At 66.6% G+C, this 26,173-nt stretch carries 28 protein-coding genes; 18 read left to right on the forward strand and 10 right to left on the reverse strand.

The genetic code is table 11. The annotated features are described in order from the left end of the window. Nucleotides 1-72 precede the first annotated feature (72 nt). Genes N536_RS0120210 through N536_RS38985 form a run of 7 tightly spaced genes read left to right on the forward strand, consistent with a single transcriptional unit; the run spans nucleotide 73 to nucleotide 8,326 of the window. Nucleotides 73-918, forward strand: a complete 846-nt coding sequence (locus N536_RS0120210) for an SDR family NAD(P)-dependent oxidoreductase (protein WP_029115272.1) — start codon at nucleotides 73-75, stop codon at nucleotides 916-918. A 22-nt stretch (nucleotides 919-940) separates the two neighbouring features. Continuing rightward, on the forward strand, nucleotides 941-2,317 hold the full coding sequence (locus tag N536_RS0120215) for an SRPBCC family protein (RefSeq protein WP_029115273.1): 1,377 nt from the start codon (nucleotides 941-943) through the stop codon (nucleotides 2,315-2,317). Between the two features lie 17 nt (nucleotides 2,318-2,334). After that, entirely contained in the window at nucleotides 2,335-3,519 is a 1,185-nt protein-coding gene (locus tag N536_RS0120220) for an LLM class flavin-dependent oxidoreductase (protein WP_029115274.1), read from the forward strand. Further along, on the forward strand, nucleotides 3,516-5,363 hold the full coding sequence (locus N536_RS0120225) for an NAD(P)/FAD-dependent oxidoreductase (RefSeq protein WP_029115275.1): 1,848 nt from the start codon (nucleotides 3,516-3,518) through the stop codon (nucleotides 5,361-5,363). The genes N536_RS0120220 and N536_RS0120225 overlap by 4 nt, the downstream gene beginning before the upstream one ends. After that, nucleotides 5,360-6,193, forward strand: a complete 834-nt coding sequence (locus tag N536_RS0120230; RefSeq protein ID WP_036437080.1) for a TauD/TfdA family dioxygenase — start codon at nucleotides 5,360-5,362, stop codon at nucleotides 6,191-6,193. The genes N536_RS0120225 and N536_RS0120230 overlap by 4 nt, the downstream gene beginning before the upstream one ends. Further along, on the forward strand, nucleotides 6,190-7,119 hold the full coding sequence (locus tag N536_RS0120235; RefSeq protein ID WP_029115277.1) for an SDR family NAD(P)-dependent oxidoreductase: 930 nt from the start codon (nucleotides 6,190-6,192) through the stop codon (nucleotides 7,117-7,119). Before N536_RS0120230 ends, N536_RS0120235 begins: the two co-directional genes overlap by 4 nt. Beyond that, nucleotides 7,112-8,326, forward strand: a complete 1,215-nt coding sequence (locus N536_RS38985) for a CaiB/BaiF CoA-transferase family protein (protein ID WP_155948662.1) — start codon at nucleotides 7,112-7,114, stop codon at nucleotides 8,324-8,326. The genes N536_RS0120235 and N536_RS38985 overlap by 8 nt, the downstream gene beginning before the upstream one ends. On the opposite strand, the gene N536_RS0120245 is transcribed toward N536_RS38985, so the two are convergent. Then, nucleotides 8,228-9,775, reverse strand: a complete 1,548-nt coding sequence (locus N536_RS0120245) for an aldehyde dehydrogenase family protein (RefSeq protein WP_029115278.1) — start codon at nucleotides 9,773-9,775, stop codon at nucleotides 8,228-8,230. The two genes, N536_RS38985 and N536_RS0120245, sit on opposite strands and share 99 nt — an antisense overlap. Before the next feature lie 42 nt (nucleotides 9,776-9,817). Here N536_RS0120245 and N536_RS0120250 point away from each other — a divergent pair, with 42 nt between their 5' ends. Continuing rightward, complete coding sequence (locus N536_RS0120250) at nucleotides 9,818-10,279, forward strand: Lrp/AsnC family transcriptional regulator (RefSeq protein WP_029115279.1); 462 nt, start codon at nucleotides 9,818-9,820, stop codon at nucleotides 10,277-10,279. 52 nt (nucleotides 10,280-10,331) lie between these two features. Continuing rightward, nucleotides 10,332-11,663: an L-lysine 6-transaminase gene (gene lat / locus N536_RS0120255; protein ID WP_029115280.1), complete on the forward strand. Its 1,332-nt coding sequence runs from the start codon at nucleotides 10,332-10,334 to the stop codon at nucleotides 11,661-11,663. Here the strand turns inward: lat and N536_RS0120260 are convergent. From N536_RS0120260 to N536_RS0120270, 3 genes are all read right to left on the reverse strand, one after another. Further along, nucleotides 11,656-12,177, reverse strand: coding sequence for a restriction endonuclease (locus N536_RS0120260; protein WP_029115281.1), 522 nt, complete (start codon nucleotides 12,175-12,177; stop codon nucleotides 11,656-11,658). The two genes, lat and N536_RS0120260, sit on opposite strands and share 8 nt — an antisense overlap. A 266-nt stretch (nucleotides 12,178-12,443) precedes the next feature. Next, on the reverse strand, nucleotides 12,444-15,065 hold the full coding sequence (locus N536_RS0120265; protein ID WP_029115282.1) for a molybdopterin-dependent oxidoreductase: 2,622 nt from the start codon (nucleotides 15,063-15,065) through the stop codon (nucleotides 12,444-12,446). Next, a complete protein-coding gene (locus N536_RS0120270; protein ID WP_029115283.1) occupies nucleotides 15,062-15,895 on the reverse strand; it encodes an FAD binding domain-containing protein in 834 nt (277 codons plus the stop codon). Before N536_RS0120270 ends, N536_RS0120265 begins: the two co-directional genes overlap by 4 nt. Nucleotides 15,896-16,035: 140 nt before the next feature. Here N536_RS0120270 and N536_RS0120275 point away from each other — a divergent pair, with 140 nt between their 5' ends. Genes N536_RS0120275 through N536_RS0120285 form a run of 3 tightly spaced genes read left to right on the forward strand, consistent with a single transcriptional unit; the run spans nucleotide 16,036 to nucleotide 17,501 of the window. Then, the gene (locus tag N536_RS0120275) at nucleotides 16,036-16,461 is read left to right on the forward strand and encodes an SRPBCC domain-containing protein (RefSeq protein WP_029115284.1); all 426 of its coding nucleotides are present in this window, start codon (nucleotides 16,036-16,038) and stop codon (nucleotides 16,459-16,461) included. A gap of 23 nt (nucleotides 16,462-16,484) precedes the next feature. After that, the gene (locus N536_RS0120280) at nucleotides 16,485-16,787 is read left to right on the forward strand and encodes a helix-turn-helix transcriptional regulator (RefSeq protein WP_051574658.1); all 303 of its coding nucleotides are present in this window, start codon (nucleotides 16,485-16,487) and stop codon (nucleotides 16,785-16,787) included. A 9-nt stretch (nucleotides 16,788-16,796) separates the two neighbouring features. Beyond that, nucleotides 16,797-17,501, forward strand: coding sequence for a PAS and ANTAR domain-containing protein (locus N536_RS0120285; protein ID WP_029115286.1), 705 nt, complete (start codon nucleotides 16,797-16,799; stop codon nucleotides 17,499-17,501). Nucleotides 17,502-17,528: 27 nt separating this feature from the next. On the opposite strand, the gene N536_RS0120290 is transcribed toward N536_RS0120285, so the two are convergent. Continuing rightward, nucleotides 17,529-17,768, reverse strand: a complete 240-nt coding sequence (locus tag N536_RS0120290; RefSeq protein WP_029115287.1) for a CsbD family protein — start codon at nucleotides 17,766-17,768, stop codon at nucleotides 17,529-17,531. Between the two features lie 241 nt (nucleotides 17,769-18,009). Between N536_RS0120290 and N536_RS43365 the strand changes: the two genes are divergently transcribed. The 3 genes from N536_RS43365 (at nucleotide 18,010) to N536_RS0120305 (ending at nucleotide 19,409) form a co-directional block, all read left to right on the forward strand. After that, nucleotides 18,010-18,132: a hypothetical protein gene (locus N536_RS43365; RefSeq protein WP_255358464.1), complete on the forward strand. Its 123-nt coding sequence runs from the start codon at nucleotides 18,010-18,012 to the stop codon at nucleotides 18,130-18,132. Between the two features lie 99 nt (nucleotides 18,133-18,231). Next, a complete protein-coding gene (locus N536_RS0120300) occupies nucleotides 18,232-18,627 on the forward strand; it encodes an ATP-binding protein (protein ID WP_231514588.1) in 396 nt (131 codons plus the stop codon). A 62-nt stretch (nucleotides 18,628-18,689) separates the two neighbouring features. Next, on the forward strand, nucleotides 18,690-19,409 hold the full coding sequence (locus N536_RS0120305) for an RNA polymerase sigma factor SigF (protein WP_029115289.1): 720 nt from the start codon (nucleotides 18,690-18,692) through the stop codon (nucleotides 19,407-19,409). Here N536_RS0120305 and N536_RS0120310 read toward each other — a convergent pair. The 4 genes from N536_RS0120310 to uraD form a co-directional block, all read right to left on the reverse strand. Beyond that, the gene (locus N536_RS0120310) at nucleotides 19,380-19,814 is read right to left on the reverse strand and encodes an STAS domain-containing protein (RefSeq protein WP_029115290.1); all 435 of its coding nucleotides are present in this window, start codon (nucleotides 19,812-19,814) and stop codon (nucleotides 19,380-19,382) included. The two genes, N536_RS0120305 and N536_RS0120310, sit on opposite strands and share 30 nt — an antisense overlap. 174 nt (nucleotides 19,815-19,988) lie before the next feature. Next, nucleotides 19,989-20,888 (reverse strand): factor-independent urate hydroxylase, encoded by a 900-nt coding sequence (gene pucL / locus N536_RS0120315; protein ID WP_029115291.1) that lies wholly within the window; start codon nucleotides 20,886-20,888, stop codon nucleotides 19,989-19,991. Nucleotides 20,889-20,892: 4 nt separating this feature from the next. Beyond that, nucleotides 20,893-21,213, reverse strand: a complete 321-nt coding sequence (gene uraH, locus N536_RS0120320) for a hydroxyisourate hydrolase (protein ID WP_029115292.1) — start codon at nucleotides 21,211-21,213, stop codon at nucleotides 20,893-20,895. Continuing rightward, nucleotides 21,210-21,737, reverse strand: coding sequence for a 2-oxo-4-hydroxy-4-carboxy-5-ureidoimidazoline decarboxylase (uraD, locus tag N536_RS0120325; RefSeq protein ID WP_029115293.1), 528 nt, complete (start codon nucleotides 21,735-21,737; stop codon nucleotides 21,210-21,212). Before uraD ends, uraH begins: the two co-directional genes overlap by 4 nt. A gap of 114 nt (nucleotides 21,738-21,851) precedes the next feature. Between uraD and N536_RS0120330 the strand changes: the two genes are divergently transcribed. Both N536_RS0120330 and N536_RS0120335 read left to right on the forward strand, forming a co-directional pair. Beyond that, nucleotides 21,852-22,397, forward strand: a complete 546-nt coding sequence (locus N536_RS0120330; RefSeq protein WP_029115294.1) for an NTP transferase domain-containing protein — start codon at nucleotides 21,852-21,854, stop codon at nucleotides 22,395-22,397. Between the two features lie 206 nt (nucleotides 22,398-22,603). After that, on the forward strand, nucleotides 22,604-23,335 hold the full coding sequence (locus tag N536_RS0120335; RefSeq protein WP_029115295.1) for a bifunctional 2-polyprenyl-6-hydroxyphenol methylase/3-demethylubiquinol 3-O-methyltransferase UbiG: 732 nt from the start codon (nucleotides 22,604-22,606) through the stop codon (nucleotides 23,333-23,335). Nucleotides 23,336-23,347: 12 nt separating this feature from the next. Here N536_RS0120335 and N536_RS0120340 read toward each other — a convergent pair whose 3' ends face one another. After that, complete coding sequence (locus N536_RS0120340; RefSeq protein ID WP_231514589.1) at nucleotides 23,348-24,010, reverse strand: YdcF family protein; 663 nt, start codon at nucleotides 24,008-24,010, stop codon at nucleotides 23,348-23,350. A 720-nt stretch (nucleotides 24,011-24,730) separates the two neighbouring features. Here N536_RS0120340 and N536_RS38990 point away from each other — a divergent pair. Next, entirely contained in the window at nucleotides 24,731-26,167 is a 1,437-nt protein-coding gene (locus N536_RS38990; protein ID WP_155948663.1) for an O-antigen ligase, read from the forward strand. Nucleotides 26,168-26,173 lie beyond the last annotated feature (6 nt).

The raw sequence follows: 26,173 nt of genomic DNA on the forward strand, positions 1-26,173 counted from the left end.
CGGAATAGTGTTCTCCAATTGGCAGAGGACCATATGTTGTCCGGACAAATAGTCCGCCAGAGAAAGCGGGTCATGTCGGATCTACTGAGCTTGGACGGCCGCATCGTGGTGGTGTCCGGCGCGGGTGGTGGAGGCATCGGTACCACTGTGACCGCCATGGCCGCCGAGGCTGGGGCGACCGTGATCGCGGTCAGCAGGTCCAAGGAAAACCTCGACGAGCACGTCGTTCCGCTCGCTCGACGCGGCCTCGCGGTCGTGCCCGTGGCCGCCGACGCATCCACCGACGACGGCATCGCCACGGTCATGGATCACGTCCGCCGCACCGAGGGCCAGCTGTACGGACTGGTCAACGTCGCAGGCGGCGCGGCGCCCGCCACCTGGATGCCCGCGACCCGCGTGACGCGTTCTGATTGGCGAGACCTGTTCGCCGCCAACCTCGAAACCGCCTTCTTCACCAGCCAGGCCGTGGCCGCCGAACTCGTGTCGACCGGCAAGCCGGGTTCGATCGTGTCGATCAGCTCGATCAGCGGGATGAACACCGCGCCGTTTCACATCGCCTACGGCACCGCCAAGGCGGCAGTGATCGCCATGACCCGCACCATGGCCCTGGAGCTCGCCACCCACGGCATCCGCGTCAACGCGGTGGCACCGGGAGTGACGGAGACGGCCGCCTCGCGAACCTACGTCGACCCCGATCCCGAACGGGACCGCAGCGCCATTGCGATGGGGCGCCGGGGAACGCCGGAGGAGCAGGCCGGCGCCATCCTGTTCCTGCTCTCGGATCTCTCGAGCTACGTCACGGGGCAGACGCTGCTGGTCGACGGTGGCCTGGACCTCAAGTGGAGCCACCTCGCCCCCGATCACACGTCGTTGTTCCTCGCCGACGAGGCCTTCCGTGCAGAAATCAAACGGCCATGAAGCAGGCCCCGGAGGAGAAGCGATGACTGACATCGACGACAAGACGGTCGAGGTGCCCGAGGAGCTTTCGGCTCCGACCACCATTCCGGTGCAGGCCTACACCTCCGAGGTCTACGCCCGTGCCGAGCGAGACAAGTTGTGGCGCAAGGTGTGGCAACAGGTCGGGCGCGTCGAGGAGATCCCCGAGGTGGGCGGCTACTTGACCTACGACATCCTCGACGACTCGATCATCGTGGTGCGCACGGGACCCAATGAGTTCAGCGCGCACCACAACGTGTGCATGCACCGCGGCCGCCGCCTCGTCGACGCTCCCGCTGGCGCGAAGAACGCGTGCGGCCGGACCAGGAAGTCGTTCGTTTGCGGATTCCACGGCTGGACCTACGACCTGCAGGGCGCGTGCACCCACATCCGCGAGCAGGACGACTGGCGGGGCGCGCTGACTGAAGAGAACACCCATCTCGCGCACGTCAACGTCGACACCTGGGGCGGTTGGCTGTGGATCAACATGGACCCCGAATGTGAACCGTTGGCGGACTTCCTGTTTCCCGCAGCGAAGATCCTCGATCCGTTCGGTCTGGAGAACATGCGCTACAAGTGGCGCAAATGGCTGAACTTCGACTGCAACTGGAAGGTCGCGATGGAGGCCTTCAACGAGACCTACCACGTGTTCACGACCCATCCGGAGTTCAACAAGTTCGGCGAGTTCAAGGGTTGGGCGAAGGCGCAGGGGAAGCACAGCAACATCGGCTACGACGCGCCAAAGGACATGGAGGCGACGAAGTCCAAGATCCGGCTCGGTACCGGTGACGATCCGCGCGTCTCCACCGCGGAGATGCAGATGTACACGTGGGAGCAGACCAACGCCACCACCACCGAGACACTGGTGAACGCGGCCAAACGGCTCGTCGACGAACTGCCAGAGGGCACGCCTGCCGACAAGGTGCTCGAACACTGGTTGACCTCAGCCCGCAACGACGACGCGGCGCGCGGCGTGATCTGGCCGACCATCCCCGCCGACATCCTCGGCCAGAGCGGCACCGCGTGGCAGATCTTCCCCAACTTCCAGATCGGCCAAGGGGTGACCAGCGCATTGTGCTACAGCGCGCGGCCTGATCCCAGCTACAACCCCGACAAGTGCATCTTCGAGGTCGCCGTCTTCGAGCTGTACCCGAAGGGCGCAGAGCCACAGACGGAATGGGCCTACACCCCGGTCGGTGACCCGAACTGGCTTTCGGTGCTGCCGCAGGACTTCTCGAACATGGCCGCCGTCCAGCAGGGCATGAAGTCGCTCGGGTTCCCCGGCACCAAACCCAACCCGTATCGCGAACGCAGCACCGTCAACCTGCACTACCAACTGTCGAAGTACATGGGCGTCGGCGAGCCCGAAGACCTTACCTGAGAAGGAGAAACGATCACATGAAAGTCAACCTGGGCACCGGTGCGCAGAACTCCCACGACTGGGACCGGGTACTCGCCGGTGACTTCAGCACTCCGCCTGCCACCCCCGACTGGGAGTGCGTGCACGGCGCGCTGGCGCTCGGCGACCTCGCCGAACCCCTCGGCTTCGACGGCATCTGGTTCCCCGAGCACTGCGGCACGCCATATGGCATGACGCCCAACCCGATTCAGGCGCTGTCTTACTTCGCCGGGCGGACGGAGCGGGTCAGTCTCGGCACCTTCGTCGCGGTGGCGCCGTGGTGGAACCCGGTGCGGCTGGCACATCAGATCGCCTACCTCGACATCCTGTCCAAGGGCCGGTACACCACGATCGGCATCGGACGCGGCGTGTCCAAGTCCGAATTCGACGCGGTCGGCGTTCCCCGTGAGGAGAGCCGGGACCGGTTCAACGAGTGCCTGGACATCCTGAAGCTGGCCTTCAGCGGCGAGCGGTTCTCCTACGACGGAGAGATCTTCTCCTTCCCGGAGATGTCACTGCGGCCCGAGCCGGTCAGCAAGGACCTGTTCTCGCGCATCTACAGCTCATCCTCGACCCCTGAATCCCTGGAGATCCTGTCCCGCCGCGGCATGGTGCCGCTGTTCGTCGGCAACAAGCCGATCTGGGACGCGGGCCTGGAGGTGCAGAAGGTCAACACCTTCCGCGCCGAGGAAGGCCTGGAACCCTGCCAGCCGAAGAACGTGATGTTCATGTACTGCGCACCAGAAGGCACCGACCTCGGCGCCACCGAGGAGTGGATCTGGACCGCCAACCGGGACGTCACCGTGCACTACGGCTTCGCCGACGCGTCGAACTTCAAGGGCGTCAAGGGCTATGAGGCCTACGCCAACCGCGAAGCGTCGGCGACCGCGGTGCTCGCCGAGGCCGTACAGGGTGACAAGCCCGAACCCGGCACCAAGAAGATGCCCGGCTACCACGCGTCGAACCTACTGATTGGGACGCCCGAGGTGATCTTCGAGAAGCTGAAGGCCGCCCAGGAAGCGTGCTCGTTCTCCGAGGTCACCATCGTCCCGCAGTTCGGCACCATGCCGTACGAGGACGCGATCGAGAGCACCAAGCTGTTCGCCAAAGAGGTGCTGCCCGCCGTGCACGAGATGGCCGCCCCGCTGCATCCCGGAGCGCTGCCTGCGAAGGCGCTTGCATGACGACGGCCAAGCCCTGCGGTCCCACGCAGACGCCCGAGGACGTCGACATCCCCGCGCTGCGCGAGCGCTACCGCGTCGAGCGGGAGAAGCGACTGCGCAAGGAGGGCTCCAAGCAGTACGTCGAGACTGGCGACGGCTACGCCGAATTCGCGGAGATCGACCCGCACACGCCCTACGTGGCGCGCGATCCCATCGACACGGACCTCGACGTCGCCGTCCTGGGCGGCGGTTTCGGCGGGCTGCTCTCGGCGGCCTACCTCAAGAAGGCCGGCGTCGACGACGTCCGGATCATCGAGATGGGCGGCGACTTCGGCGGCGTATGGTACTGGAACCGCTACCCGGGCATTCAGTGTGACAACGAATCATATTGCTACGTGCCCCTGCTCGAGGAGCTCGACTTCATCCCCAGCAAGAAGTTCGCCGACGGCGCCGAGATCTACCAGCACTGCCGCAACATCGGCAAGCACTTCGGCCTGTACGACGGGGCGATCTTCTCCACCCAGGTGCGGGACCTGAAGTGGGACGACGGGATCGAACGGTGGCGGATCACCACCAACCGGGGCGACGACCTACGCGCCCGCTTCGTGGTGATGGCGTCGGGTCCGTTCAACCGGCCCAAACTGCCCGGCATTCCCGGTATCCACGACTTCAAGGGACACAGCTTCCACTCGTCGCGGTGGGACTACGACTACACCGGCGGCACCTCGGCGGAACCGGTGCTCGACAAGCTCGCCGACAAGACCGTCGCCATCATCGGCACCGGCGCCACCGGGGTGCAGATCGTGCCGTTCCTCGGCAAGTACGCCAAGCAGGTCTACGTCGTGCAGCGCACGCCGTCAACCGTCGACGAGCGCAACAATGCGCCAACCGATCCCGAGTGGGTGCAGTCGCTGCAACCGGGCTGGCAGAAGGAACGACAGCGCAACTTCCACTCTTGGACGTTCGAGGGCATGGCACTGGGCCAGCCGGACCTGGTGTGCGACTTCTGGACCGAACTCGGCCGCAACACCGCGGCCCGGGTGCTCGCGCTGCCCGATCCCGCCTCATTGACGCCCGAGCAGTTCATGGGCATCCGCGAGGAGGAGGACTACAAGCTGATGGAGCGGCTGCGCCGCCGCGTCGGTGCCCTCGTCCGGGACGACGACACCGCCGAAGCGCTCAAGCCCTATTACCGATTCCTGTGCAAGCGGCCGTGTTCCAACGACGACTACCTGCCGACGTTCAACCGCCCGAACGTCACGCTCGTCGACGTGTCGGAGTCCAAGGGCGTCGAGCGGCTCACCGAAACGGGATTCGTCGCCAACGGCGTCGAATACGACGTGGACTGCATCATCTACGCCAGCGGCTTCGAGATCACCACCGAGATCAGTCGGCGCTACTCCATCGACGCCATCGAGGGTCGCGGCGGCGTGTCACTCTACGACCACTGGGCCGACGGGTTCAAGACGCTGCACGGCATGACCAGCCGCGGCTTTCCCAACCAGTTCTTCACCGGTTTCACCCAAGTGGGGATCTCGGCCAACATCGCCGCGAACTACGAACTGCAGGGGGAGCACATCGCCTACGTCATCGCCGAGGCGCTCAACCGGGGCGTCACCGCGCTCGAGCCCACCCAGGAAGCGCAGGACCAGTGGTGTGCGACGATCCGGGAGAACGCGATCGACAACTCGGCCTTCGACGCGGAATGCACACCGGGGTACTACAACAACGAGGGCGGCGGTGGCGGCGAGGGCATCCGCAGCCACCTCGGCGAGCCCTACGGTCCCGGGTTCTACGCCTTCGGTGATCTATTGAAGGAGTGGCGGGACAAGGGCGAACTCGACGGACTGGAGGTCGGCAAGTGACCACCGCGAAGACGGCGCTGGACGTACACGACCTCAGTCCCCGCATCGGGACCGAGATCCGTGCCGACAAGCGGGCCCTGCTGAGCGGTGAGCATGCCGGTGCCATCCGCGGTCTGCTGGAAGAGCGTGGCGTGCTGGTGTTTCCGAAGATCGGCTTCACCGACGCCGAGCAGATCGCCTTCACCGAGACGCTCGGCACGTTCGCGCCGGAGAACAGCGGCGAGAAGCTCTACAAGGTGTCGTTGGACGAGGGCGTCAACCGCCAGGCCGACTACTTGAAGGGCTCGCTGTACTGGCATCTCGACGGCACGATGAACGACGTCCCCATCCTGGCGTCGCTGCTGCAGAGCGTCGCCCTGGGTTCGGACGGCAAGGGCGACACCGAGTTCTGCAACACCTACGCCGCCTATGACGACCTGTCCGACGATGACAAGGCCGCGATCGAACCGCTGCGGGTGATGCACTCGGCGTGGAACACGCTGTTCTACTACGAGCCGGAACCAGACGTCAGGACGCTGCGCCAGATGCAGGCCATCGGAGACCGCGAGCTGCCACTGGTCTGGACGCACCGGTCCGGCCGCAAGTCGCTGGTGCTGGGTGCCACCGCCCGCCACGTGGTCGACATGGACTACCGCCGCAGCGCCGAACTGCTGGTCCGGCTGCGGGATTGGGCCACCTCACCGCAGTTCACCTACCGTCATCGGTGGTCGGTCGGGGACCTGGTGATCTGGGACAACACCGGCACCATGCACCGCGCGACGCCCTACGACCCCACCGCGGGCCGTCTGCTGCAACGCACCAAGCTCGCCGGTGAGGAATCTTTCGCTTGAGTACGGCCGAACTGCGCTACGACGGCCGCGTCGCCGTGATCACCGGCGGCGGGCGCGGCCTGGGTCGTGCGTACGCGCTGCTGCTGGCGTCGCGCGGCGCGAAGGTCGTGGTCAACGACATCGGCGGCAGCCTGACCGGCGAGGGCGTCGACGAGGGACCCGCACACGACGTCGCCGCCGAGATCAATGCCGCCGGGGGAAAAGCGATTTCCTGCACCCAATCGGTCACGACGGCGGCCGGCGGTCAAGCGATCATCGGCGCCGCGCTCGAACGATTCGGCCGGGTCGACGTTCTGGTGCACAACGCCGGAAACGTGCGGCGGGCGCCACTGCGCGAGATGTCCTACGAGGACTTCGACGCCGTGCTGGACGTCCACCTGCGTGGCGCCTTCCACGTCGTGCGTCCCGCGTTCGGCCCGATGTGCGACGCCGGCTACGGACGCATCGTGCTGACGTCGTCGATCGGCGGCCTGTACGGCAACGCCGACGTCGCCAACTACGCGGCGGCGAAGGCCGGGGTGATCGGACTGGTGAACGTGGCGGCGCTGGAGGGCGCCGAGCACGGCGTCACGTGCAACGCCATCGTCCCCGCCGCGGTGACCAGAATGGCCGAGGGGCTCGACACGTCGGCCTACCCGCCGATGGACCCGGCACTGGTCGCGCCGACCGTCGGCTGGCTGTCGCACGAGTCCTGCACCGCAAGCGGTGAGCTCTTCATCGCGATCGCAGGCCGGGTGGCCCGGGCCGTCGTCGCCGAAACACCAGGCGTACACCGGGAGTCGTGGACCGTCGAGGACGTCGCGGCGAACGTCGACGCCATCCGGGACGCGTCGGCCCCAGTGATCTTCCCCGTCCTGCCCAACGGGCACGCCGAGCACATCGGGTACAGCTTCGCGATGGCCAACCAGGGCGTAAACCGTGGCTAGCGGCCCGCTGACCGGGGTGCGCGTCATCGACCTCACCGCGATGGTGATGGGCCCGTACTGCACGCAGATCATGGCCGACATGGGCGCCGACGTCGTCAAGGTCGAACCGCCCGCAGGCGACAACACCCGCTACATCTCCGTGGGCCCCGCGCCTGGCATGAGCGGTGTGTTCGTCAACGTCAACCGCGGCAAGCGCAGCGTCGTACTCGACCTGCGTACCGGGCAGGGCGCCGAAGCACTACGCGCGCTGATCGAAAGTGCTGACGTGTTCATCCATTCCATGCGCGCCAAGGCGATCATCAAGCTGGGCTTCGGCTACGACGACGTGGCGGCGATCAACCCGAACATCGTCTACACCAACTGCTACGGGTACGGCAGGCGCGGCCCGGAGGCCGATCGTCCCGCCTATGACGACACCATCCAGGCCGAGTGCGGCATCCCCGCCGTGCAGGAACAGCTCACGGGCGAGGCGAACTACGTCGGAACCATCATGGCGGACAAGGTCGCCGGCCTCACCGCGCTGTACGCGACGATGATGGCGCTGTTCCACCGGGAGCGCACCGGCGAGGGGCAGGAGGTCGAGGTCAGCATGTTCGAGACCATGGCCTCGTTCATGCTCGTCGAGCACGCCAACGGCGCCATGTTCGATCCGCCGTTGGGCCCTGCGGTGTATCCGCGCACCGTCGCGCCGAACCGAAAACCGTACGAGACCAAGGACGGTCACGTCGCCGCGCTGATCTACAACGACAAGCACTGGAACGCGTTCATCGCCGCCGTGCAGCCCGCGTGGAACAGCGAGTTGTACTCGATGCTGGAACGGCGGGCCAAGCAGATCGACGTCGTCTACGGTTTGGTGGCGCAGACGCTGAAGGAACGCACCACCGCCGAATGGCTCGCGTTGTTCCGGGAGCTCGAAATTCCGGCGGCGCCGATCCAAACCCCCGACGCGTTGTTCGACGACCCGCACCTCAACGCCGTCGGGCTGTTCGAGACGGTGAACACCAAGTACGGGCCGGTGCGCTTTCCCGGTGTGCCGACGTGGTTTTCGCGCACACCGGGCCATGTGGCCGGGTTTGCGCCCGAACTGGGCGCGGACACCGACGACGTGCTAGCCGAACTGGACCCCTTGGGCGAGCGGCAGCTCGGAGGAGTAGTTGACGGTGTTGGTGGCGCGCCGCATGTAGGCCTTCCACGAGTCGGACCCTGACTCGCGGCCTCCGCCAGTCTGCTTCTCGCCGCCGAACGCCCCGCCGATCTCGGCCCCGGACGTGCCGATGTTGACGTTGGCGATGCCGCAGTCCGAACCGTCGGCCGCCATGAACCGCTCAGCCTCGCGCATGTCGGTGGTGAAGATCGCCGACGAAAGGCCCTGCGGTACCGCGTTGTTCAGAGCGACTGCCTCGTCGAGGTCGTCGTAGGTGAGCACGTAGAGGATGGGCGCGAAGGTCTCGTCGTGCACCACGGCGGTCTGCGCGGGCATCCGGACCACGGCGGGCCTGACGTAGTACGAGCCGTCGCCGAGGTTCACGTGGTCGCCGCCGATCACCTCGCCGCCGTCGGCAGCGGCCTGCTCCAACGCGCCCACCATGTCGCGGTAGGCGCGTTCGTGGATCAGCGGCCCGACCAGCGTGCCGTCCGAGGACGGGTCGCCGATGGGCAGGCTGGCGTACCCCTTGACGATCCGTTCGACGAGGGTGTCGACGACGCTGCTGTGCGCGATGACGCGGCGCAACGTGGTGCAGCGTTGACCGGCCGTGCCGGCGGCGGAGAAGACGATGCCGCGCACGGCCAGATCGAGGTCGGCGGACGGAGTGACGATCGCCGCGTTGTTGCCTCCGAGTTCCAGCAGCGCCTTGCCGAACCGTTGCGCCACGCGGGGTCCCACCTGCCGGCCCATCCGCACCGAGCCCGTGGCCGACACCAGTGCCACCCGCGGGTCGTCAACCAGTTGCTCGCCGATCTCGCGGGCGCCCTGAACGAGGCGGGCGACCCCGCGCGGCGCGCCGACGTCGTCAGCAGCCCGCTCGATGAGTGCCTGGCAGGCGATTGCGGTCAACGGCGTCAGTTCCGACGGCTTCCACACCACGGTGTCGCCGCAGACCAGGGCCACCGCGGTGTTCCATGCCCACACGGCGACCGGGAAGTTGAATGCGGTGATGACGCCGACCACGCCGAGCGGATGCCAAGTCTCCATCAGCCGGTGGCCCGGACGCTCGGAGGCAATGGTGCGGCCGTACAGCTGGCGCGACAGCCCGACGGCGAACTGGCAAATATCGATCATCTCCTGCACCTCGCCGAGCGCTTCGGAGGTGATCTTGCCTGCCTCGACGGTGACGAGCGTCGCGAGATCCGCCTTGTGCTCGACCAGCAGCTCGCCGAGGCGTGCCACCAGCGCGCCACGCACTGGCGCCGGCGTGACGCGCCAGGTCGCGAATGCCGTTGCCGCGTCGGCGATCGCCGCGTCGGCCTGCTCGGTGGTGGTCTCGACGATGCTGAACAACACGTCGCCGGTGATCGGCGTACTGGCGGGCATGCCCGTCGTGCCGGGCGCACCGAGTTGCGCGTGGGCGCCGATGGCCTGCAGCGCGGTTCGCACCCGGCCGCGCAGGTCGTCTGCGGTGGGCAATGCGGTCGTCGGTGTCTGCATGGTGGTCATGATGCCGCTTTCTGATCGTGGTTGCTGCGATAGTCTCCGGCCATGACGGACGCCGGCGAGGAGCTCGATGACATCGACCGGATCTTGGCGCGTGAGCTGGTGGCCGACGGTCGCGCGACGCTGGCCCACCTCGCGGTGAGCGCCGGTCTGTCGGTGTCCGCGGTGCAGTCGCGGGTGCGACGGCTCGAGTCCCGCGGAGTGGTGACGGGGTACCGGGCGAGGATCAATCCCGAGGCAGTGGGGAACATGCTGTCGGCGTTCGTCGCCATCACCCCTCTCGATCCGTCTCAACCCGATGATGCCCCCGCGCGGCTCGAACACATCGATGCGATCGAGTCCTGCCACTCCGTGGCCGGCGACGAAAGTTACGTGCTCCTGGTGCGGGTGAAGTCCGCGCGGGCCCTGGAAGACCTGCTGCAACAGATCCGCACGGCAGCCAATGTTCGCACCCGAAGCACCATCATCTTACAGACATTTTACGAGGGACGCGACTGCGTACCGTAGATAATCCGGTATGTCAGGTGTAGCCCCGTAAATAATCCGTTACGATGGCAGCATGACTGCCGTTCTCTCGCCGCGCGCGCACCGTGCTTCGACCATCGCCCCCGACGACGTGCGCGACGTGTTGGCGCGCAGCATCCTGGCCGACGGCCTCGACTTCGTCCTCGACGTCGACCGTTCGAGGGGCTCCTACCTCGTCGATGCCCGCACCGGCGCGCGTTACCTGGACATGTTCACGTTCTTCGCGTCGTCCGCCCTCGGCATGAACCATCCGGCGCTTGCCGACGACGAAGGATTCCGCGCGGAACTGGCGGCAGCGGCGGTGAACAAGCCGAGCAACTCCGACGTCTACAGCGTCCCCATGGCTCGATTCGTCGAGACGTTCGCGCGTGTCCTCGGTGACCCGGCGCTGCCACACCTGTTCTTCGTCGACGGCGGAGCCCTGGCCGTCGAGAACGCCCTCAAGGTCGCCTTCGACTGGAAGAGCCGGCTCAACGAGTCGCGCGGGATCGACGCCGAATTGGGCACCAAGGTGTTGCACCTGCGCGGTGCCTTCCACGGCCGCAGCGGTTACACGCTGTCGTTGACCAACACCGACCCGAACAAGGTGGCGCGGTTTCCCAAGTTCGACTGGCCGCGCATCGATGCGCCCTTCATCCGCCCCGACGCCGATATGGACGCCGTCGAGGCCGAGTCGGTGCGCCAGGCGCGCGCGGTCTTCGAGGCGCACCCCAACGACATCGCGTGCTTCATCGCCGAGCCGATCCAGGGGGAGGGCGGCGACCGGCACTTCCGTCCGCAGTTCTTCGCCGCGATGCGGGAGTTGTGCGACGAGTTCGACGCGCTGTTGATCTTCGACGAGGTGCAGACCGGCTGCGGCATGACCGGAACCGCTTGGGCCTACCAGCAATTGGGTGTCGCGCCCGATGTCGTTGCCTTTGGCAAGAAGACGCAGGTGTGCGGCGTGATGGCCGGCGGGCGGGTCGACGAGGTCGCCGACAACGTGTTCCACGTCAGCTCGCGGATCAACTCCACCTGGGGTGGCAACCTGGTCGACATGGTGCGCTCGCGGCGCATCCTCGAGACCATCGAGGCGGACGGGCTGATGGTGCACGCCGCCAAGGCGGGACGTCACCTGCTGGACCGGCTGACCGATCTCGCGGAGGAGTTCCCTGGACGGGTGCTCGACCCCAGGGGCCGAGGCCTGATGTGCGCGTTCAGCATGCCGGACTCCGAGCAGCGCGACGAACTGGTCCAACGGCTGTGGGACCAGCACGTGATCATGCTGCCCAGCGGTGCCACCAGCGTGCGGTTCCGGCCGGCGCTGACGGCGTCGCGCGAGGAACTCGACGCCGCCGTCGAGGCGGTGCGCGCCGCGCTCACCTGACGCCGTCCGGCGCGGTGAGCCGGCGGATGGTCGACCCGAGCCGAGTGAGTTCGCTCCCGCCCACCAGTACGCAGCCGTGCAACTCGGCGAGTTTGCGTGCTGCAGGAGTGAAGTCGTGGTTCGTCACGACCATCGTCTGAGTGCAGTCCTGCATCGGCGCACCCGCCACCACCTCCTGCACCGCGCTGGTGCCGACGGGGCGGGACTGCCGTTTGCATTGGATGGCAATCCGATTCGGCCGCCAGCCGACGATGAGGTCGACACCCCAGTCGCCCGTCACGGGCGTCATGATGACCGGGGCACCGCACTTGCGGGCGATCCTGGCGACGTGGTCCTCGAAGTCCGTGCCGGACATCTCCGCGGTCTCGGGTACCAGCGTGGTGGCTCCCCGGAACGCGCCGAGGAGGAACTGCGGCATGGCGGCCAGGACGACCGGCGCGGCGACGCCGACCACGACGCTCCACGGCACGCTCGACCCGAGCAGGTAGGCGGCCAGTCCCGCCGCGATGGCCATTGCCGCGTACATCCTCAGCCGTAGAGCCACGCCGGAATCGTAGGCGGGGGCTCCGACAACCCGAGCGGTGGCCGGAGCGCCGTATCGCAGCAACGGTCCCCATGCCCCTTGGTAGACCAGTGGCCGAATTGCCCAGCTTTTTCGAGTGAGCTGGGCAGAAGCGGGTCTGTTTGTTCCGGCTGCGTTGACCCTGCGTCCTGGGCGTAAAAGTGCGAGTGCCCACCGCCGCCAACGCAGAGTCAACGGGGGTGCGACAACCCGAGCGGCTAATCCCCACCGTGCTGAAGCGCGCGCCACACCCGGGCCGGCGTCATCGGCAACTGCCGAAGTCGCGCACCGCACGCACGGGCGACGGCGTTGGCCACCGCGGGTGCGACCGGGTTGTACGGCGACTCGCTCATCGACTTCGCGCCGAGCGGTCCCAGTTCGTCGTAGGTGTCGGCGAAGTACACCTCGGTCACGGGGACGTCGGCGAGTTGCGGAATGTGGTAATTGCGAAGGTCCTTCGTGAGCACGACGCCGTCGGGACTCACCCGCATCTCCTCGTACAGCGCCGAGCCGATCGCCTGGGCGACGCCGCCCTCGACCTGCCCGCGGCACTGCTCGGGGTTCATCACGACGCCGGCATCCGCGGCCTGCACCGACTGCAGGATCAGCACCCGGCCGGTGTCGACGTCGACGGCGACCCGTACCGCGTGCACGTTGAACGCCACCGACCGCGGGGTGCCGTCGTGGCGGCCCCGGCCGACCAGCGGCGCGTCGGCGCCGGCGGCGATCTGCGCCCGCAGGTCGCGGCAGGCCGCCTGCACTGCGAGCCCGGCCACCACGGTGCCTGCCGAGCCGAACGCACCCGTGTCGTAACCCGTTGCATCCGTGTCGGATTGCTGGATGCGCACCTTGTCGACCGTTGTGTTCAACTCGGTCGCGACGAGCTGGGCATGCACGGTGGTGGTGCCGTTGCCGAATTCCGCCGTGCCCACCGACAACGTGAAGCCACCGTCGGCGTCCGCGGAGATCGTCACCTCGGCGAAGTGACCCCGCGGCGGAATGGTCGCGATCATCGCGATCGCCATGCCCTCGCCCACTCGCCACGAAGGACCGTCGGGGGCCGCCACCCCGTTGCCGGTCGCCAGCGCCTGCTGCGCCAGGTCCAGGCACTGGTCGAGCCCATAGCTGCCGAACGTCAGATCGTCGGACAGCACATGCGAATCGGTGAACGCGTCGCCGGGCACCACGACGTTGCGCCGCCGCAAGTCGTACGGGTCGATGCCGAGCCGAGCGGCCAATTCGTCGAGCGCGGACTCCACGGCGAAGATCATCTGCCCCAGCCCGTAGCCGCGGAACGCGCCCGACGGAATGTTGTTGGTGTAGACGGTCTGGGCGTCGACGCGCTTGTTCGCGCAGCGGTAGACCGAGATTGACTCGCTGCAGCCGTGGAACATCACGCCGGGGCTGTGGTTGCCGTACGCGCCCGCGTCGACGAGGACGTCCACCGCCAGCGCGGTCAGCACTCCGTCGGGGCCCGCGGCCACCGTGGCGTCGACGCGGAACGGGTGTCGGCACGGCGCCGCGACGAATTCGTCGGTCCTGCTGAACTCGTAGCGCACCGGCCAGCCGAGCCGAAGGACTGCCAACGCGACGATGTCCTCGGTCAGCATCTCCTGCTTGCCGCCGAAGCCTCCGCCCACCCGCCGCGTGAAGACGTGCACTTGCGCGCGGTCCAGGCCGAACACGTGGCACAACTCGTCGCGGACCAGGAACGGCACCTGCGAGCTGGTCCGGATCACCAAGCGTCCGCGCTCGTCCAGCCATCCGGTGCTGCCGTGGGTCTCCAGGTGCGCGTGCTGCACCCGCTGCGTCGTCCAGCGGCCGCTCACCACGGCACCGCCGCTGGCCCGAGCGGCTGCCTCCCCGGCGTCGACGTCACCGACGCCACCGTGCAGTTCGGCGACGACGTTGCGCGAGGTGTCGGCGATGCGGGAGTCGGCGCCCTTGTCGCCGTGCACCAGGGGCGCGCCGGGTGACCGCGCAGCCTCGGGGTCGAATACCGCGGGCAGCTCCTGGTACTCGACGGTGATTGCACGGCAGGCGTTCTCGGCGATCGCAGCACTGTCGGCGACGACGGCGGCAACCCGCTGACCGACGAACCGCACCGTGTCGTCGAGCAGGTAGGTGTCGTCGGGATCGTCGAGCCGGTCCTCGTGCCGGGCGGTCGAGAACGCCACCGGCGGACTGTCGCGGTGCGTGAGGACCAGCCGCACGCCAGCCATCCGTTCGGCGGCAGAGGTGTCGATGGCGACGATGCGGGCGTGCGGCAGGGGAGCGCGCAGCACGGCCATGTGCAGCAACCCCTCCGGCAGGTGGTCCATGGTGTACTGCTCGGTCCCGGTCACCACCCGCACACCGGCGGGCGCGCCGATCGAACGCCCCGCGTCGGCCGTCCCGCCGGACTTCTCGGTGTTGGTTCGCCCGGCCAACGCGTCGGTGATCGACCGGTATCCGGTGCAGCGGCACAGGTTGCCCTTCAACTGCTGTGGCAGATCGGCGACTTGGTCGTCGGGGAGCGCAGCTGCGGTGGTGATCATCCCCGCGGTGCAGAAGCCGCACTGGAACCCCGCCGCCTCGACGAACCGGCGCTGCACCGGATGCAGGTCGTCGGGGCTGCCGAGGCCCGCCACGGTAGTGATGGTGCGGCCGGCCGCCCGGAATGCGGGGAACACGCAGGAGTGCACGGGGGAGCCGTCGACCAGCACCGAACAGGCACCGCAATCGCCGGCGTCGCAGCCCTTCTTCACCTCGACGTGACCGTTATCGCGCAGGTACGTGCGTAGGCACTGCCCTGGCCACGGATCATCCTGCAGCGCTTGGCCGTTCACGATGATCGTCACGACAGCTCCTCCCGCACCTGTCGGGCCAGGAGCAGGGTCATGGCACGGCGCCAGTCCGGGTCGCCGTGCGGATCCTCGGTCCAGGCGTCGTCCGGGATGCCGGCATGGGCGGCCACGAGCTCGTCGTCGCCGGGGAGAGACGCGAATTCGAAGACGTACGGCCGCACCGTCGCGGCGGTCACCGACACCATGAAGCCGCCGCCGTCCGCGTCGGTGTCACGACGGCCGATCACCACCACGCCGGACCGGCCCAGCGGCGACGGAGCAAGCTTGCGGTAGGCGGTACGTGCCCGTAGTGCCTTGGCGCTCAGGTGTACCGAACGCATGACGTCGCCGAGAGCCAGCAGGTTCGCGGCACTGCCCGTGACGAACTGGGTGACCGGCAGCCGATAGTCACTCCCATCGGCGCGCCACACGACGAGTTGCCCGTCGAGTGCCGAGGCCAACGAGATCATCGCGCCCGCGGGAAAGGACAGGCAGATGTTCCCGCCGACGGTCGCGGTGCGCCAGATCTTGAACGACGCCAGAAGTGCCGTGCAGCACTGGTGGAATAGCGGAGCCGCCAGCCAGTCCGGCCTGCTGCGCAGCAGTTGGGTGGACAACGCCGACACCTCGGCAAGCGTGCAGGTTGCGCTGAGCTCGATCTCGTTGTCGCCCACGGTGATCGGCTGCCAGCGCAGTCCCGTGAGGTCCACCAGCCTGCGCACGTGCGGTTGAGGTTCCGAGAACAACCACGTCCCGCCTGCCAGCAACGCGTCGTGGGGGCCCAGCGGCCACACCTCATCGCGGCGGCGGGGGGTGACGACCGCCTCGACGGTGTTGAGATCCACCTATCGACGGTAATCAAGCGTTGGCGTCACCGCACGCTCGATGCGATATCCGCGAAACGAACTGCAACTCCGCGGTTGCGCCAAAGATTCGGATGTGCAATTCTGAAGTTGCACATCGACTCCCCACCCGAGAGGCACCCGTGACCACGCTCGACATCACCCGCACCATCGACATCAACGCACCCGCCGAGAAGGTGTGGGCCGCCCTCACCGAACCCGAACTGATCGTCCAATGGTTCGGCGACACGTGTGAATTCGACCCGACGCCCGGTGGCAAGGGCTCCTTCGGCTCGGCGGCGCACGGCACGTTCCGCGTGGCCATCGAACACGCCGACCGGCCCAAGACCCTGATCTACCGCTGGGCCCGGGAAGAGAACGTCGATCCCGTGCCGGGCAATTCGACACTCGTGCGGTTCGACCTCACCGAATCCGAAGGAGGCACCCGGCTGACGTTGTTGGAGACCGGCTTCGAGGAGCTCGACGATCCTCAGGCAGCGCACGACGGCAACACCGCCGGCTGGCGCGCCGAACTCGGCGAACTCGTGGAGTTCCTGGAATCGCGGTGACCGACACGGCGAACGTGCCTGCGATGCTCTCGGTGCTAGGCGACGAGACCCGGTGGCGCATTCTGTCCGAGATCGGCGCCCGTGACCTGTCGGCCAGTGCGTTGGCCGGCCGGCTGCCCGTGAGCCGGCAGGCCATCGCCAAACATCTCGCCGTGCTCGCCGAGGCAGGCCTGGTGGAATCCGTTCGCGCGGGCCGCGAGATCCGGTACCGCGCAATCGGGGCGTGCCTCAGCGCGCTGGCCGGTGAACTCGAAACGATCGGCCGACGATGGGACCGGCGACTGGAAGCGATCAAGCGCATCGCCGAGAGGCCGGATTCAGTTTAATCTCTGATCATGACGGACGAGGTCGCCGAGTTCTCGGGGGGAGGCGTCGACGGACCAGCTGACTTGCCGTCCGTCGAATACGCCTTGGCTGGCGGCGCGCCGCAGCGTGTCGGCTGGTTCCGCTTCTACTTCGCCGACGAGCGCTGGGAATGGTCGCCGCAAGTCGAGCTCATGCACGGCTACCAGCCCGGCTCCGTCCAACCCACCACCGCACTGGTGCTCTCGCACAAGCATCCCGACGACTACCGCCAGGTAGCCGCGACCATCGAGGAGATCCGCCGCACGGCGGGTGCCTTCAGCACCCGGCACAGGATCATCGACACCCACGGCGAAGTCCACCACGTGGTGGTGATCGGCCAGCAGATGCGCGACGACGGCGATGCGGTCGTCGGTTCCGACGGCTTCTACGTCGACGTCACGCCGTCCGTCACCGAGGCCAGGGAAGAGAAGGTCACCGAAGCGGTCGCGGAAATCGCCGAGGCCCGCGGCGGCATCGAACAGGCCAAGGGCATGTTGATGCTGATCTATCGGATCTCGGCCGACTCGGCGTTCGAGCTGCTCAAGTGGCGATCCCAGGAGTCCAACGTCAAGCTGCGCGTGCTGGCCGAGCAGGTCACGAAGGACTTCCTGGGCCTCGTCTATGACGAAGTCCTGCCCACTCGGCCGGAATACGACCGGTTGTTACTGACCGCGCATCTGCGCGTGGACTCCTGAGGGTCCACGCGCAGACGGCGTCGTCAATCAGTTCTGCTCGGCTTGTTGCTTCTTCTCGGCGGCGGCGGCGCTGCTTCGGGCGGCCTCTGCTTCGGCCTCCTTGCGGGCGACGTCACGCTGCGCTTCGGCCTTGTCCTGCTGGGCGTGGCCCTCGCGGATGAGGTCGTTGCGGCCGGTTACGGTGCCGACGGCCTCCTTGGCCTTGCCCTTGACGTCTTCGACGACGCCCTTGATGGCTTCTTCGGGTCCGCTGTTCTTCTCGGTCATGACTACCTCTCGGTCGTTGCGTGCAACCACGGGTTTCCCGGCTCGCATGACCGTCAAACGTACCTAGCAAAGCAGGGCACGAATTGCCTTGTGTAGCAAGGGATTAACCGCCTACACCGACTTTACTTACGCGGGCGTAAACGCAAGCGCCCACGTGGTGCGTCGTTCGGGGCGGAACGGTGTTTCGGCGGGCACCGGTATGGGCATCCGGTGCCTGAAGTTTCAACCAGGAGGTCGCAACATGCCCGCAGCATCAATCAACGACGAGACGACGTATGAGGGGCTGCGACGGCACGGCGGTTCGAAGCAGATGGCAGCTTTGATCGCCACGGCGAAGTCGATCTCCAAATTGCGGAATTCGTGACCGGCGGTAGCCGCGAACTCGCACGCGCTGCTGAGCGGAGGGTGCGTGGTTAGCTGGAATTCCAAGGGTAGTCTCATTCAGACATCACCAGGAGGGCGTGTGGACAACGAGGTCGAGTTCCGGGTTGCTGCCAAGCTCGAGAACCTTGCGATGCTGCGCACACTGATCGCGGCTGTCGGCACCTTCGAAGACCTCGACATGGACACCGTCGCCGACCTGCGCCTCGCCGTCGATGAGGCCTGCACCCGGCTGATCCGGTCCGCCGTTGCCGGCTCCACCCTCGTTCTCGCGGTTCGTCCGAGTGACGACGAACTGGTGATCGACGCGTCCACGACCTGCACGTCCCGGGACATCATGGCTCCCGGCAGCTTCAGCTGGCACGTCTTGAGTTCGTTGACGGACGAGGTGAAGACCTTCCAGAACGGCGAGGCGATCGACGAAGGCGCGGTCTTCGGCATCTCCATGACGACGAGACGAGCGAGCTCGCTGCGGTGACGTCTTCGCCCTCTCGGGGTTCGGCGTCGCGATCGAACTCTGAATATGCCGATGTCGTCGACATGTTCCGCGAGCTACGGGAACTCGACGAGGACGCGGCTGAGTTCACCCGCCAGCGCGACGCCATCGTGGAGCGGTGCCTGCCGCTCGCCGACCACATCGCCAGGCGATTCGACGGCAGAGGTGAACCCCGCGACGACCTGGTGCAGGTGGCCCGGGTCGGCTTGGTGAACGCGGTGATCCGGTTCGACGTGGAGGCCGGCTCGGACTTCGTGTCGTTCGCGGTGCCGACCATCATGGGTGAGGTCCGTCGGCACTTCCGGGACAACAGCTGGTCGGTCAAGGTGCCGCGGCGGCTCAAGGAACTCCATCTGCGGCTTGGCGCGGCGACGGCGGAATTGTCCCAGCGCCTGGGCCGTGCCCCGACCCCCTCGGAACTGGCCGCGGAGCTCGAGATGGACCGCGACGAGGTGGTCGAGGGCCTGATCGCCGGCAGCTCCTACAACACGATGTCGATCGACGGCGGCAGCGGCACCGAAGAGGCTCCCGCGATCGCCGACACACTCGGTGACGTCGACACCAACCTCGACCGGATCGAGAACCGGGAAGCCCTACGTCCGCTGCTCGAAGCGCTGCCGGAGCGTGAGCGCACCGTGCTGATCCTGCGGTTCTTCGAGTCGATGACGCAGACGCAGATCGCCGAGCGGGTCGGCATCTCCCAGATGCACGTGTCGCGCTTGTTGGCGAAGTCCCTAGCGCGCCTGCGGGACCAGCTGCAGTAGCCGACGCTGCGCGCCGTGGACGATGTCGAGTGCGGCGTCGAGGTCAGCCGCCACGGGCAGCGTCGTATCCGGATCGCAGATCTGCAGTAGGCGAGTCACCGCCTTGCCGGGCACCATGGCCCATTCCGTGCCATCCGCAGCACACCGCACGTTGAGGGTGTGGAGGGCCGAAAAGCCGGAAGCCCCAAAGAATTCGATGCCTTCGAGGTCGAGCACCAGGTGATTCACCGCGTCGGCGTGGCGAAGCGCGTACGAGACGAAGTCCTGCGCGTTCGCGGCGTCGAGTTCGCCGTTCGCGACGACCACGACGACGGACGGGTGTAGCCAGCGCGTCGCGAGACGGGCAGTGTGGCAGGTGATTTCGGATTCCGGCGCAGCCGGACGGGAGGATTCGAACGTAGACATTGTGACTCCATCAGTAGGACTTTTTTCGTACTGTGGTTCACGTCAAGAATCGATGGGCCCTGCGTCTCAAAGCCGTGTGATGACGCTTCCAATCGGCTGGTTGTTTCAACCTTGCTTCGAACGGTACGCCGCTCGCCATGCATCGACAAACCGACGAGGTGAATCTCTAGTGAATCAAGCCAGCCATCCCCGTTGCTGGTCCCAGGCCGGTCCTGGAGCAGGCGCGTCGTCGCGGGTGACCGTCGCCTGGATGAGGCCGTAGGGCCGATCGTCGGCGTGGAACACCTCGTTGTGGTTGTCCAGCCCGAATGGCGACAGGTCGTAGACGAAGTGGTGCTTGTTGGGCGCCGACAGCCTGACCTCGACGATCGCGGGGTAGGCCTCCAGCACGGCCTTGCCCATTTCGTAGAGGGTCTGCTGCAGCGCCAGCGACTGCACCACCGCGAACTGCTTGACCAACTGCGCCTTCACACCGACGTAGGTCTCCTCCCAATCGGCCTCGGTGGTGTCGAACCGCCACTGGGCGACCAGCGACGTTGCCATCACTCGATCGTGGGTGGGCTCCAGCACTGTGTACGGGTCGGTCAGAAAGCCGGCGAACTCCGAACCCGTCGACTTGAGGATCACCAGATCCTTGAGTCCGCCGACCACCCACTCACCGGTGCCGTCGACCGTGATCGCGGCGGTGCGCACTTCCTGCCCCTTCCGCATCCAGGTGTAATCGTGCTCGGTGCCGTCGACCACCGCGCGTTCCCACGCGTATTCCTCGATCTCGATGCGCGCGCCCTCAACGGGTGCGACGTCGTGCACGAAGTGCCGCGCCAGCGCGAGCCCGTAGTCCTCGATCGACTGCAGGCCCTTCTCCTTGGCGAAGGCGTACGCGGTCTGCTTCTGGCTGTCGGTGGGTAACACGTCGGACTGGTCACCCGCCAGATGCGCTGCACTGAAATCGCCACGCAGGCAAGTGGATACGTTGACGTCGTGGATCTCGTGCCGAGGGTTGTCGCGGTAGATCCGCACCACGCGATTCTCGGCCTTGCCGTACTGGTTCTTGCCAAGGATGATGCCCGACACGTGCTCAACTCCCTCGGTAGGTCGAATAGGCGTATGGCGACAACAGCACTGGCACGTGGTACTTGGCTGAGGCGTCGGTGACTTCGAACGCGATCACGATCTCCGGGTAGAAGCCGGTGATCCGCGCTGCGGCGAAGTAGTGCGCGGTGTCGAAGCGCAGCCGGTACACCCCGGCGGCGAGATGGTCGGCGAGGTTGGCGACGCGGCCGTCGGCATCGGTGGTCGCGCTGTGCAACACCGCGTCGTGCGCATCGAGCAGCGTGACGGGCACTCCCGTGGCAGGCCCGCCGGATACGGCGTCGAGGACGTGCGTGGAGACGGTCATGCGTTCGATCCTGCCTCGTCGGCCGGCGCGCTCAGCAGCCGTTGCAACCGAAGCCTGTTGATCTTCGCAAGTTCGTCGCGCATCACGCGGCGTTCGGTCTCGGGATCGTTGCCGAGCCGTTCGATGAGAATCGCCAGCAGTTCGTCGGCGGAGCGGCCGCTGGCGCACACCAGGTACACGTAGCCGAACCTTTCCTCGTATGCCCGGTTGCCCGCGGCCAGCGCCGCCCGCACATCGTCGCCGGCCGACGCCACGCCGGCTTGTTCCCGGGCCGATGCATCGTTGTCCACCCGGTCGCCGATGCGGGGATGCCCGTCCAGCGCGGCGTCGATCTCGGCGTCGGGCAATTCGGCGAGTATCCGATCGGCGCGCTCGAGCAGGGCGTCGACGTCGGCGAACGGAGCGCCTGCCAGCACGCGGCGCGCCCAGATCGGCGACGCGCACACCCCGAACAGCAGGTGCATGCGCTGCCGTTCGCCAATGCGGTTGAAGCCGTCGAGGCCGAGTGCGGGTGGCGTCGTCACAGCGTCGACTATGGCAACTCGCCGAGCCGGCCGAAGCGCTTCTTCGGCTTCTCGGCCTCTTCGGCAGGCGGGGCGGACATGCGTCCCAGAATCCGGCAGGTTCACACTGTTCGCATGTCGAGGTCCAGCTCCGTCGCCGGTGTGCTGCTCGCCGCCGGGGCCGGTACGCGCTTCGGAATGCCGAAAGTGCTTGCCGAACACGGGGAGTGGCTGCGCAAGGCGGTCGACGCGCTCAGCGAGGGCGGGTGCGGCGACATCGTGGTGGTGCTGGGGGCGGCCGTCGTCGACGTGCCTGCGCCGGCACGGGCGGTCGAGACCGCGGATTGGGAGGACGGGCTCAGCGCGTCACTGCGTGCCGGACTCGCGGCGACAGACGGTGCCGACTACGTGGTGCTGCACCTCGTCGATCTCCCCGACGTGGGTCCCGACGTGATCGCCCGGGTGCTGACCGCCGCCCGGTCCACGTCCTCCGGCCTGGCCAGGGCGACGTACGGCGGGCGCCCCGGCCATCCGGTGGTGATCGCCCGAAGGCACGTCGATGCGCTGATCGAGACGCTGCACGGCGACGAGGGTGCCCGGACGTTCCTCGCTGGTCGCGCCGACGTGCTGGCCGTCGAGTGTGGAGATCTTGCTACCGGGGTGGACGTCGATGTGCGGTAGGAAGTGCGGCCCCGACTGAGTTCTTACGCGCAAGATCATTTGCTACTGTGCAGCATCAATGGGATGGGTCATGACAATCCCGATCACGCCGAAATCCATCGTCCACGTGCCGTTTGCCGAGGCAACGCTGCCTTCGGATACCATTCCGTGCGAGGCGCAATCTGCCATGTATGATTTGCTGCAGCCCTACATCTTGGAGTGTGAATATGGGAAACCAGGCCGTCGAAGTCACGTACACCGGTTTGGATGAGCTCTGGCAGGCTTATGACGACTTGCTCGTCGACCTCGCGAAGCGGGAAAGCGTTGGCTCCGTCGCCGAGCTTGGGGGCGGCGCCAATCCGATGGTGGCCGACACCGACAGGTGGGGTTTCGCACAGGAGCGCGTCGTCGTCGACATCTCGGCGACTGAGCTGGAGAAGGCCGACGGCGACGTGAAGACACGCGTCGCCGACTTGTGCAAGCCAATCGAGGACGATCACGAGGCGTACGACCTCGTGTTCTCCAAGATGCTGTGCGAGCACCTCCCCGACGCCCGCGCCTTTCACGAGAACTGCTTCAAGATCCTTCGGCCAGGCGGATTGTCGGTGCACTTCTTCCCGACGCTCTTCACGCTGCCCTTCGTGATCAACCGGCTCGTGCCGGAGAATCTGACTCGGTCGATGCTGCGCAGGGTGCAGCCGGTGCGCTTCACCGATCCCAAGCTGCAGAAGTTCCCCGCGTACTACCGGTGGTGCACCGGACCCACGCAGCGGGCCATAAAGCGTTACGAGAGCGTGGGTTTCAAGGTCGAGGCGTGGAACGCTGCGTTCGGACACCTCTACTACGAGAAGATTCCCGGCTTGAACGTGGCGGAACGCGCCAAAACGCGCTACCTGCTTGACCATCCGGTACCCGCCCTGACGAGCTTCGCGACTGTCGTCCTGCGCAAGCCCGCCTGAGGGAGCGTCATCTCAGTCGCAGTCGCCTTGGGCGTATGCCTTCGCGAGCGCGCCGAACTGGTAGGCGTAGACCAACTCCCAGTGTGCCAGCGAGAAGTCGTAGCTGCGGGGAACCCCGCGCATCACCGCGACGTTGGTCGCGGACGAAAAGCACTGGCGGAAAACCAATCTGGCGCGTGGCAGATGGTAGTTCCACGTGACGACGATGATCGTGGTCCATGACTTCTCGGCGGCCAGCTTCTGCATCATCTCGGCCTCCCCGCGTGTGGTGAACGAGGATGGCCGGGCGCAGATGACGTTGATCCGCGGGGTTGACGGCGTGCATGCCCTGGCCATGACGGAGTCGTCGTCCGGATAGGGATTGGACAACACCACGTTGGGCGCCCAGCCATCTCGGGCCAAGGCGATCCCATAGTCCTCTCGGCCGTCGTGTTCGCCCGCCAGCACGATCACGGCGTCCGCCCGCTGCAACGGGTCGGATCGGGCAGCGGTGAAGAGGATGTAGCCACTCGTGCCCATCAGCCCCAACAACGTGGTCACTACCAACACTGCGATCAGGAACACGCGAGCAACGCGAGCCGGCAGGCCGATGTCACGACGCGGGGCGGGACGCATCGGCAGCGCCCCGTCGACCATCGAATCGTCGTCGTGGATCTGTTCGGTCTCTTCTGACACTTAGCCTCGCCGGTCGATGCTGGCAGGGACCGGTTGCCTGTGGGCAAACTCGCCGCACGGGTTTTCCGGTGCGATGAAAACGCTTTCACACACCGTCGCGCCGGCAAAGGAGTTGTCGGAAATGTGGGACGTGACCCATGGCGCCACCCGTGGCCGCCGAGCGAGCGTCGGCATCGCGTTCACCGACGACGACCTCATGGGACCGGATTCGTGGCGGTCACCATTCCATCGCTCGCGGAAAGGGCTGGATGGACCGAAGGTGCGGCAGCAACGTTGGCGGTGCGATCGGACTGCGCGGCAAAGACCGTCGTTGGCGGCGTCGTGCACGGCACTTCGACGCTCACGGATTACGGGCTTACGCACTCGCGGACTTCGGCCGCAGTCCGTTTGCAACGTTCAGCACGGGTTTCGCTACGAATGGGTGGTTCATCGCGGACAAGGTTACCGTAGTCGCCGCGGTGGGCGCGTGGCTGGAAGGTGCGACCACAGCACCGCAAACGGCGGTTACAGCAAACGTCGCTGCGAGGACGGGCCGAGCCGCGTCAACGGCACCCGAACGGAGCCGAAACGAGGTTCGTTGCAAGGGCGCCGAATTCGGCCGCATTCCGAAATCAGGCACGCGGTCGGATTTCCGCGAGAATGCTGGCTGGCAAGAGACAAGCGCCTCGCCGCGGGGAGTCAATTGTTGCATTCAGCGAACTCAGTGCGAGGATGTATGGCGTGACATTCGGCATCAGCTCACGGTCCGAAGCCGCGACCGGTATCGGCATCCTGTTGGTTTGCCCCGTAGTCGCGGCACTGGCGATCATCGGCGGTGAACCGGTGACGCTTGCCGTTGCGGGCGTGATCGCGTTGCTGATCAGTGTCTACATCGGCATACGTCACCCGTTGTGGTTGTTCTGGGGCCTGGCGTTCGTGATGGGCGCACTGCCGTTCGGGTACTTTCCTGGCGTCCACGTACCCCTGTATTTGCCGTTCGCCGCGGGCGCGTTGCTGGCCGCAGTCGTCCACGAGTCCAACCACGTGCCGTTCCATCCGCTGGAAAAGGCCGTGGTGCTCCTGCTGCTGTCGTCGGGGGTGTCGCTGATCTTCACCGGCCGCGACCTCGTCGACGTGACGGTGTTCGTGCGGTGGGTCATCGCGACGCTCGTCATGATCGCGATGCTTCGACTGTCGCGGGACAACCTCGCCCGCTTCGGACGGATTTACGTCTATGCCGCGACGGCCAACGCGCTCTTCGGCATCGCCATCGTGGCGGCGGACCCGAATCACCAGTTCATCAAGGTCCTCAGCATCTTCGACTACGCCCGCGAGGAGACCGGTCGATTCATCTTCACCGATGAGGGGGCAAGCAGATTTGCCAGGCTCGGTGGGACGTGGGTCGATCCCAACATCGCCGGAATCGGATTGGTGCCGGCGCTCGTGATGGGCGTCGTCCTGCTCAAGGGCAAGCTGCGCCTTGCCGTGACGGCGATCCTCTCGGCGGCGATCGTGTTGACGCTGAGCCGCGCCGCGATCTTCAGCGTGCTGATGGGCATCGTCCTGGTCGCGCTCTTCCACACGATGCGCTCCCGCCATCGGCTGGTCCTGTTGGGTTCGGTGGGCTTTGCTGCCGTCGGCGCGCTCATGGTGCCGGCCGTCCGTACTCGCATCCTGTCCTCGTTCGGCAGCGACGACCAGGGCGCGTCGGATCGGGGGCGCGCCCTAGCCGAGTGGCCGGGCCATATGGCGGGGCACTGGCCGTTCGGGCTCGGTTGGGGTAGGCGGGAATTCGTCGACGGCGCCTTCGCGTTCAACTTGAATTTCGTGTCGAATTCGCCCCTGATCGCCATTTATCGCGCCGGAATCATCGTCGGGCTGATCTTCATCGCGATTCTCGTCATGGGCTGCATCATGAGTTATCGAGCATTGCGCTCCGACTCACTGCCTGCCGCGATTTACGGTGGCGTCTTCATCGGGTTCTGCGTCGTGGCATTGCAACTCGACCATCCCGTGGTCGACATTCCGCAGAGCGTGATCGCCTTCGGGTTTCTCCTGGCGTATCTGGTCTTCGTCGACAGGGCGCGGCAATTGCCCGGTCCCACGCAACTCCCGCCGCTGGATGACGAAGAGGTGGTCGCCTCGGATGTCAGGCGGGCACCTGCCCCTGCGACGTAGAGACGT

Origin of the sequence: Mycobacterium sp. URHB0044 (assembly GCF_000620625.1) — a bacterium.
Lineage (GTDB): Bacteria > Actinomycetota > Actinomycetes > Mycobacteriales > Mycobacteriaceae > Mycobacterium.

Bases quoted from the DNA above. Each gene is read 5' to 3' on its own strand.
- N536_RS0120280 (WP_051574658.1), top strand. From the start codon at position 16,485: ATGCTCTCGGTGCTAGGCGACGAGACCCGGTGGCGCATTCTGTCCGAG.
- N536_RS0120310 (WP_029115290.1), bottom strand. From the start codon at position 19,814: ATGTCTACGTTCGAATCCTCCCGTCCGGCTGCGCCGGAATCCGAAATC.
- lat (WP_029115280.1), top strand. From the start codon at position 10,332: ATGACTGCCGTTCTCTCGCCGCGCGCGCACCGTGCTTCGACCATCGCC.
- N536_RS0120260 (WP_029115281.1), bottom strand. From the start codon at position 12,177: ATGGCCATCGCGGCGGGACTGGCCGCCTACCTGCTCGGGTCGAGCGTG.
- N536_RS0120210 (WP_029115272.1), top strand. From the start codon at position 73: ATGTCGGATCTACTGAGCTTGGACGGCCGCATCGTGGTGGTGTCCGGC.
- N536_RS0120225 (WP_029115275.1), top strand. From the start codon at position 3,516: ATGACGACGGCCAAGCCCTGCGGTCCCACGCAGACGCCCGAGGACGTC.
- N536_RS0120250 (WP_029115279.1), top strand. From the start codon at position 9,818: ATGACGGACGCCGGCGAGGAGCTCGATGACATCGACCGGATCTTGGCG.
- N536_RS0120215 (WP_029115273.1), top strand. From the start codon at position 941: ATGACTGACATCGACGACAAGACGGTCGAGGTGCCCGAGGAGCTTTCG.
- N536_RS0120330 (WP_029115294.1), top strand. From the start codon at position 21,852: ATGTCGAGGTCCAGCTCCGTCGCCGGTGTGCTGCTCGCCGCCGGGGCC.
- N536_RS0120290 (WP_029115287.1), bottom strand. From the start codon at position 17,768: ATGACCGAGAAGAACAGCGGACCCGAAGAAGCCATCAAGGGCGTCGTC.
- N536_RS43365 (WP_255358464.1), top strand. From the start codon at position 18,010: ATGCCCGCAGCATCAATCAACGACGAGACGACGTATGAGGGGCTGCGA.
- N536_RS0120220 (WP_029115274.1), top strand. From the start codon at position 2,335: ATGAAAGTCAACCTGGGCACCGGTGCGCAGAACTCCCACGACTGGGAC.
- N536_RS0120245 (WP_029115278.1), bottom strand. From the start codon at position 9,775: ATGACCACCATGCAGACACCGACGACCGCATTGCCCACCGCAGACGAC.
- N536_RS0120285 (WP_029115286.1), top strand. From the start codon at position 16,797: ATGACGGACGAGGTCGCCGAGTTCTCGGGGGGAGGCGTCGACGGACCA.
- uraH (WP_029115292.1), bottom strand. From the start codon at position 21,213: ATGACCGTCTCCACGCACGTCCTCGACGCCGTATCCGGCGGGCCTGCC.
- N536_RS0120305 (WP_029115289.1), top strand. From the start codon at position 18,690: ATGTTCCGCGAGCTACGGGAACTCGACGAGGACGCGGCTGAGTTCACC.
- N536_RS0120335 (WP_029115295.1), top strand. From the start codon at position 22,604: ATGGGAAACCAGGCCGTCGAAGTCACGTACACCGGTTTGGATGAGCTC.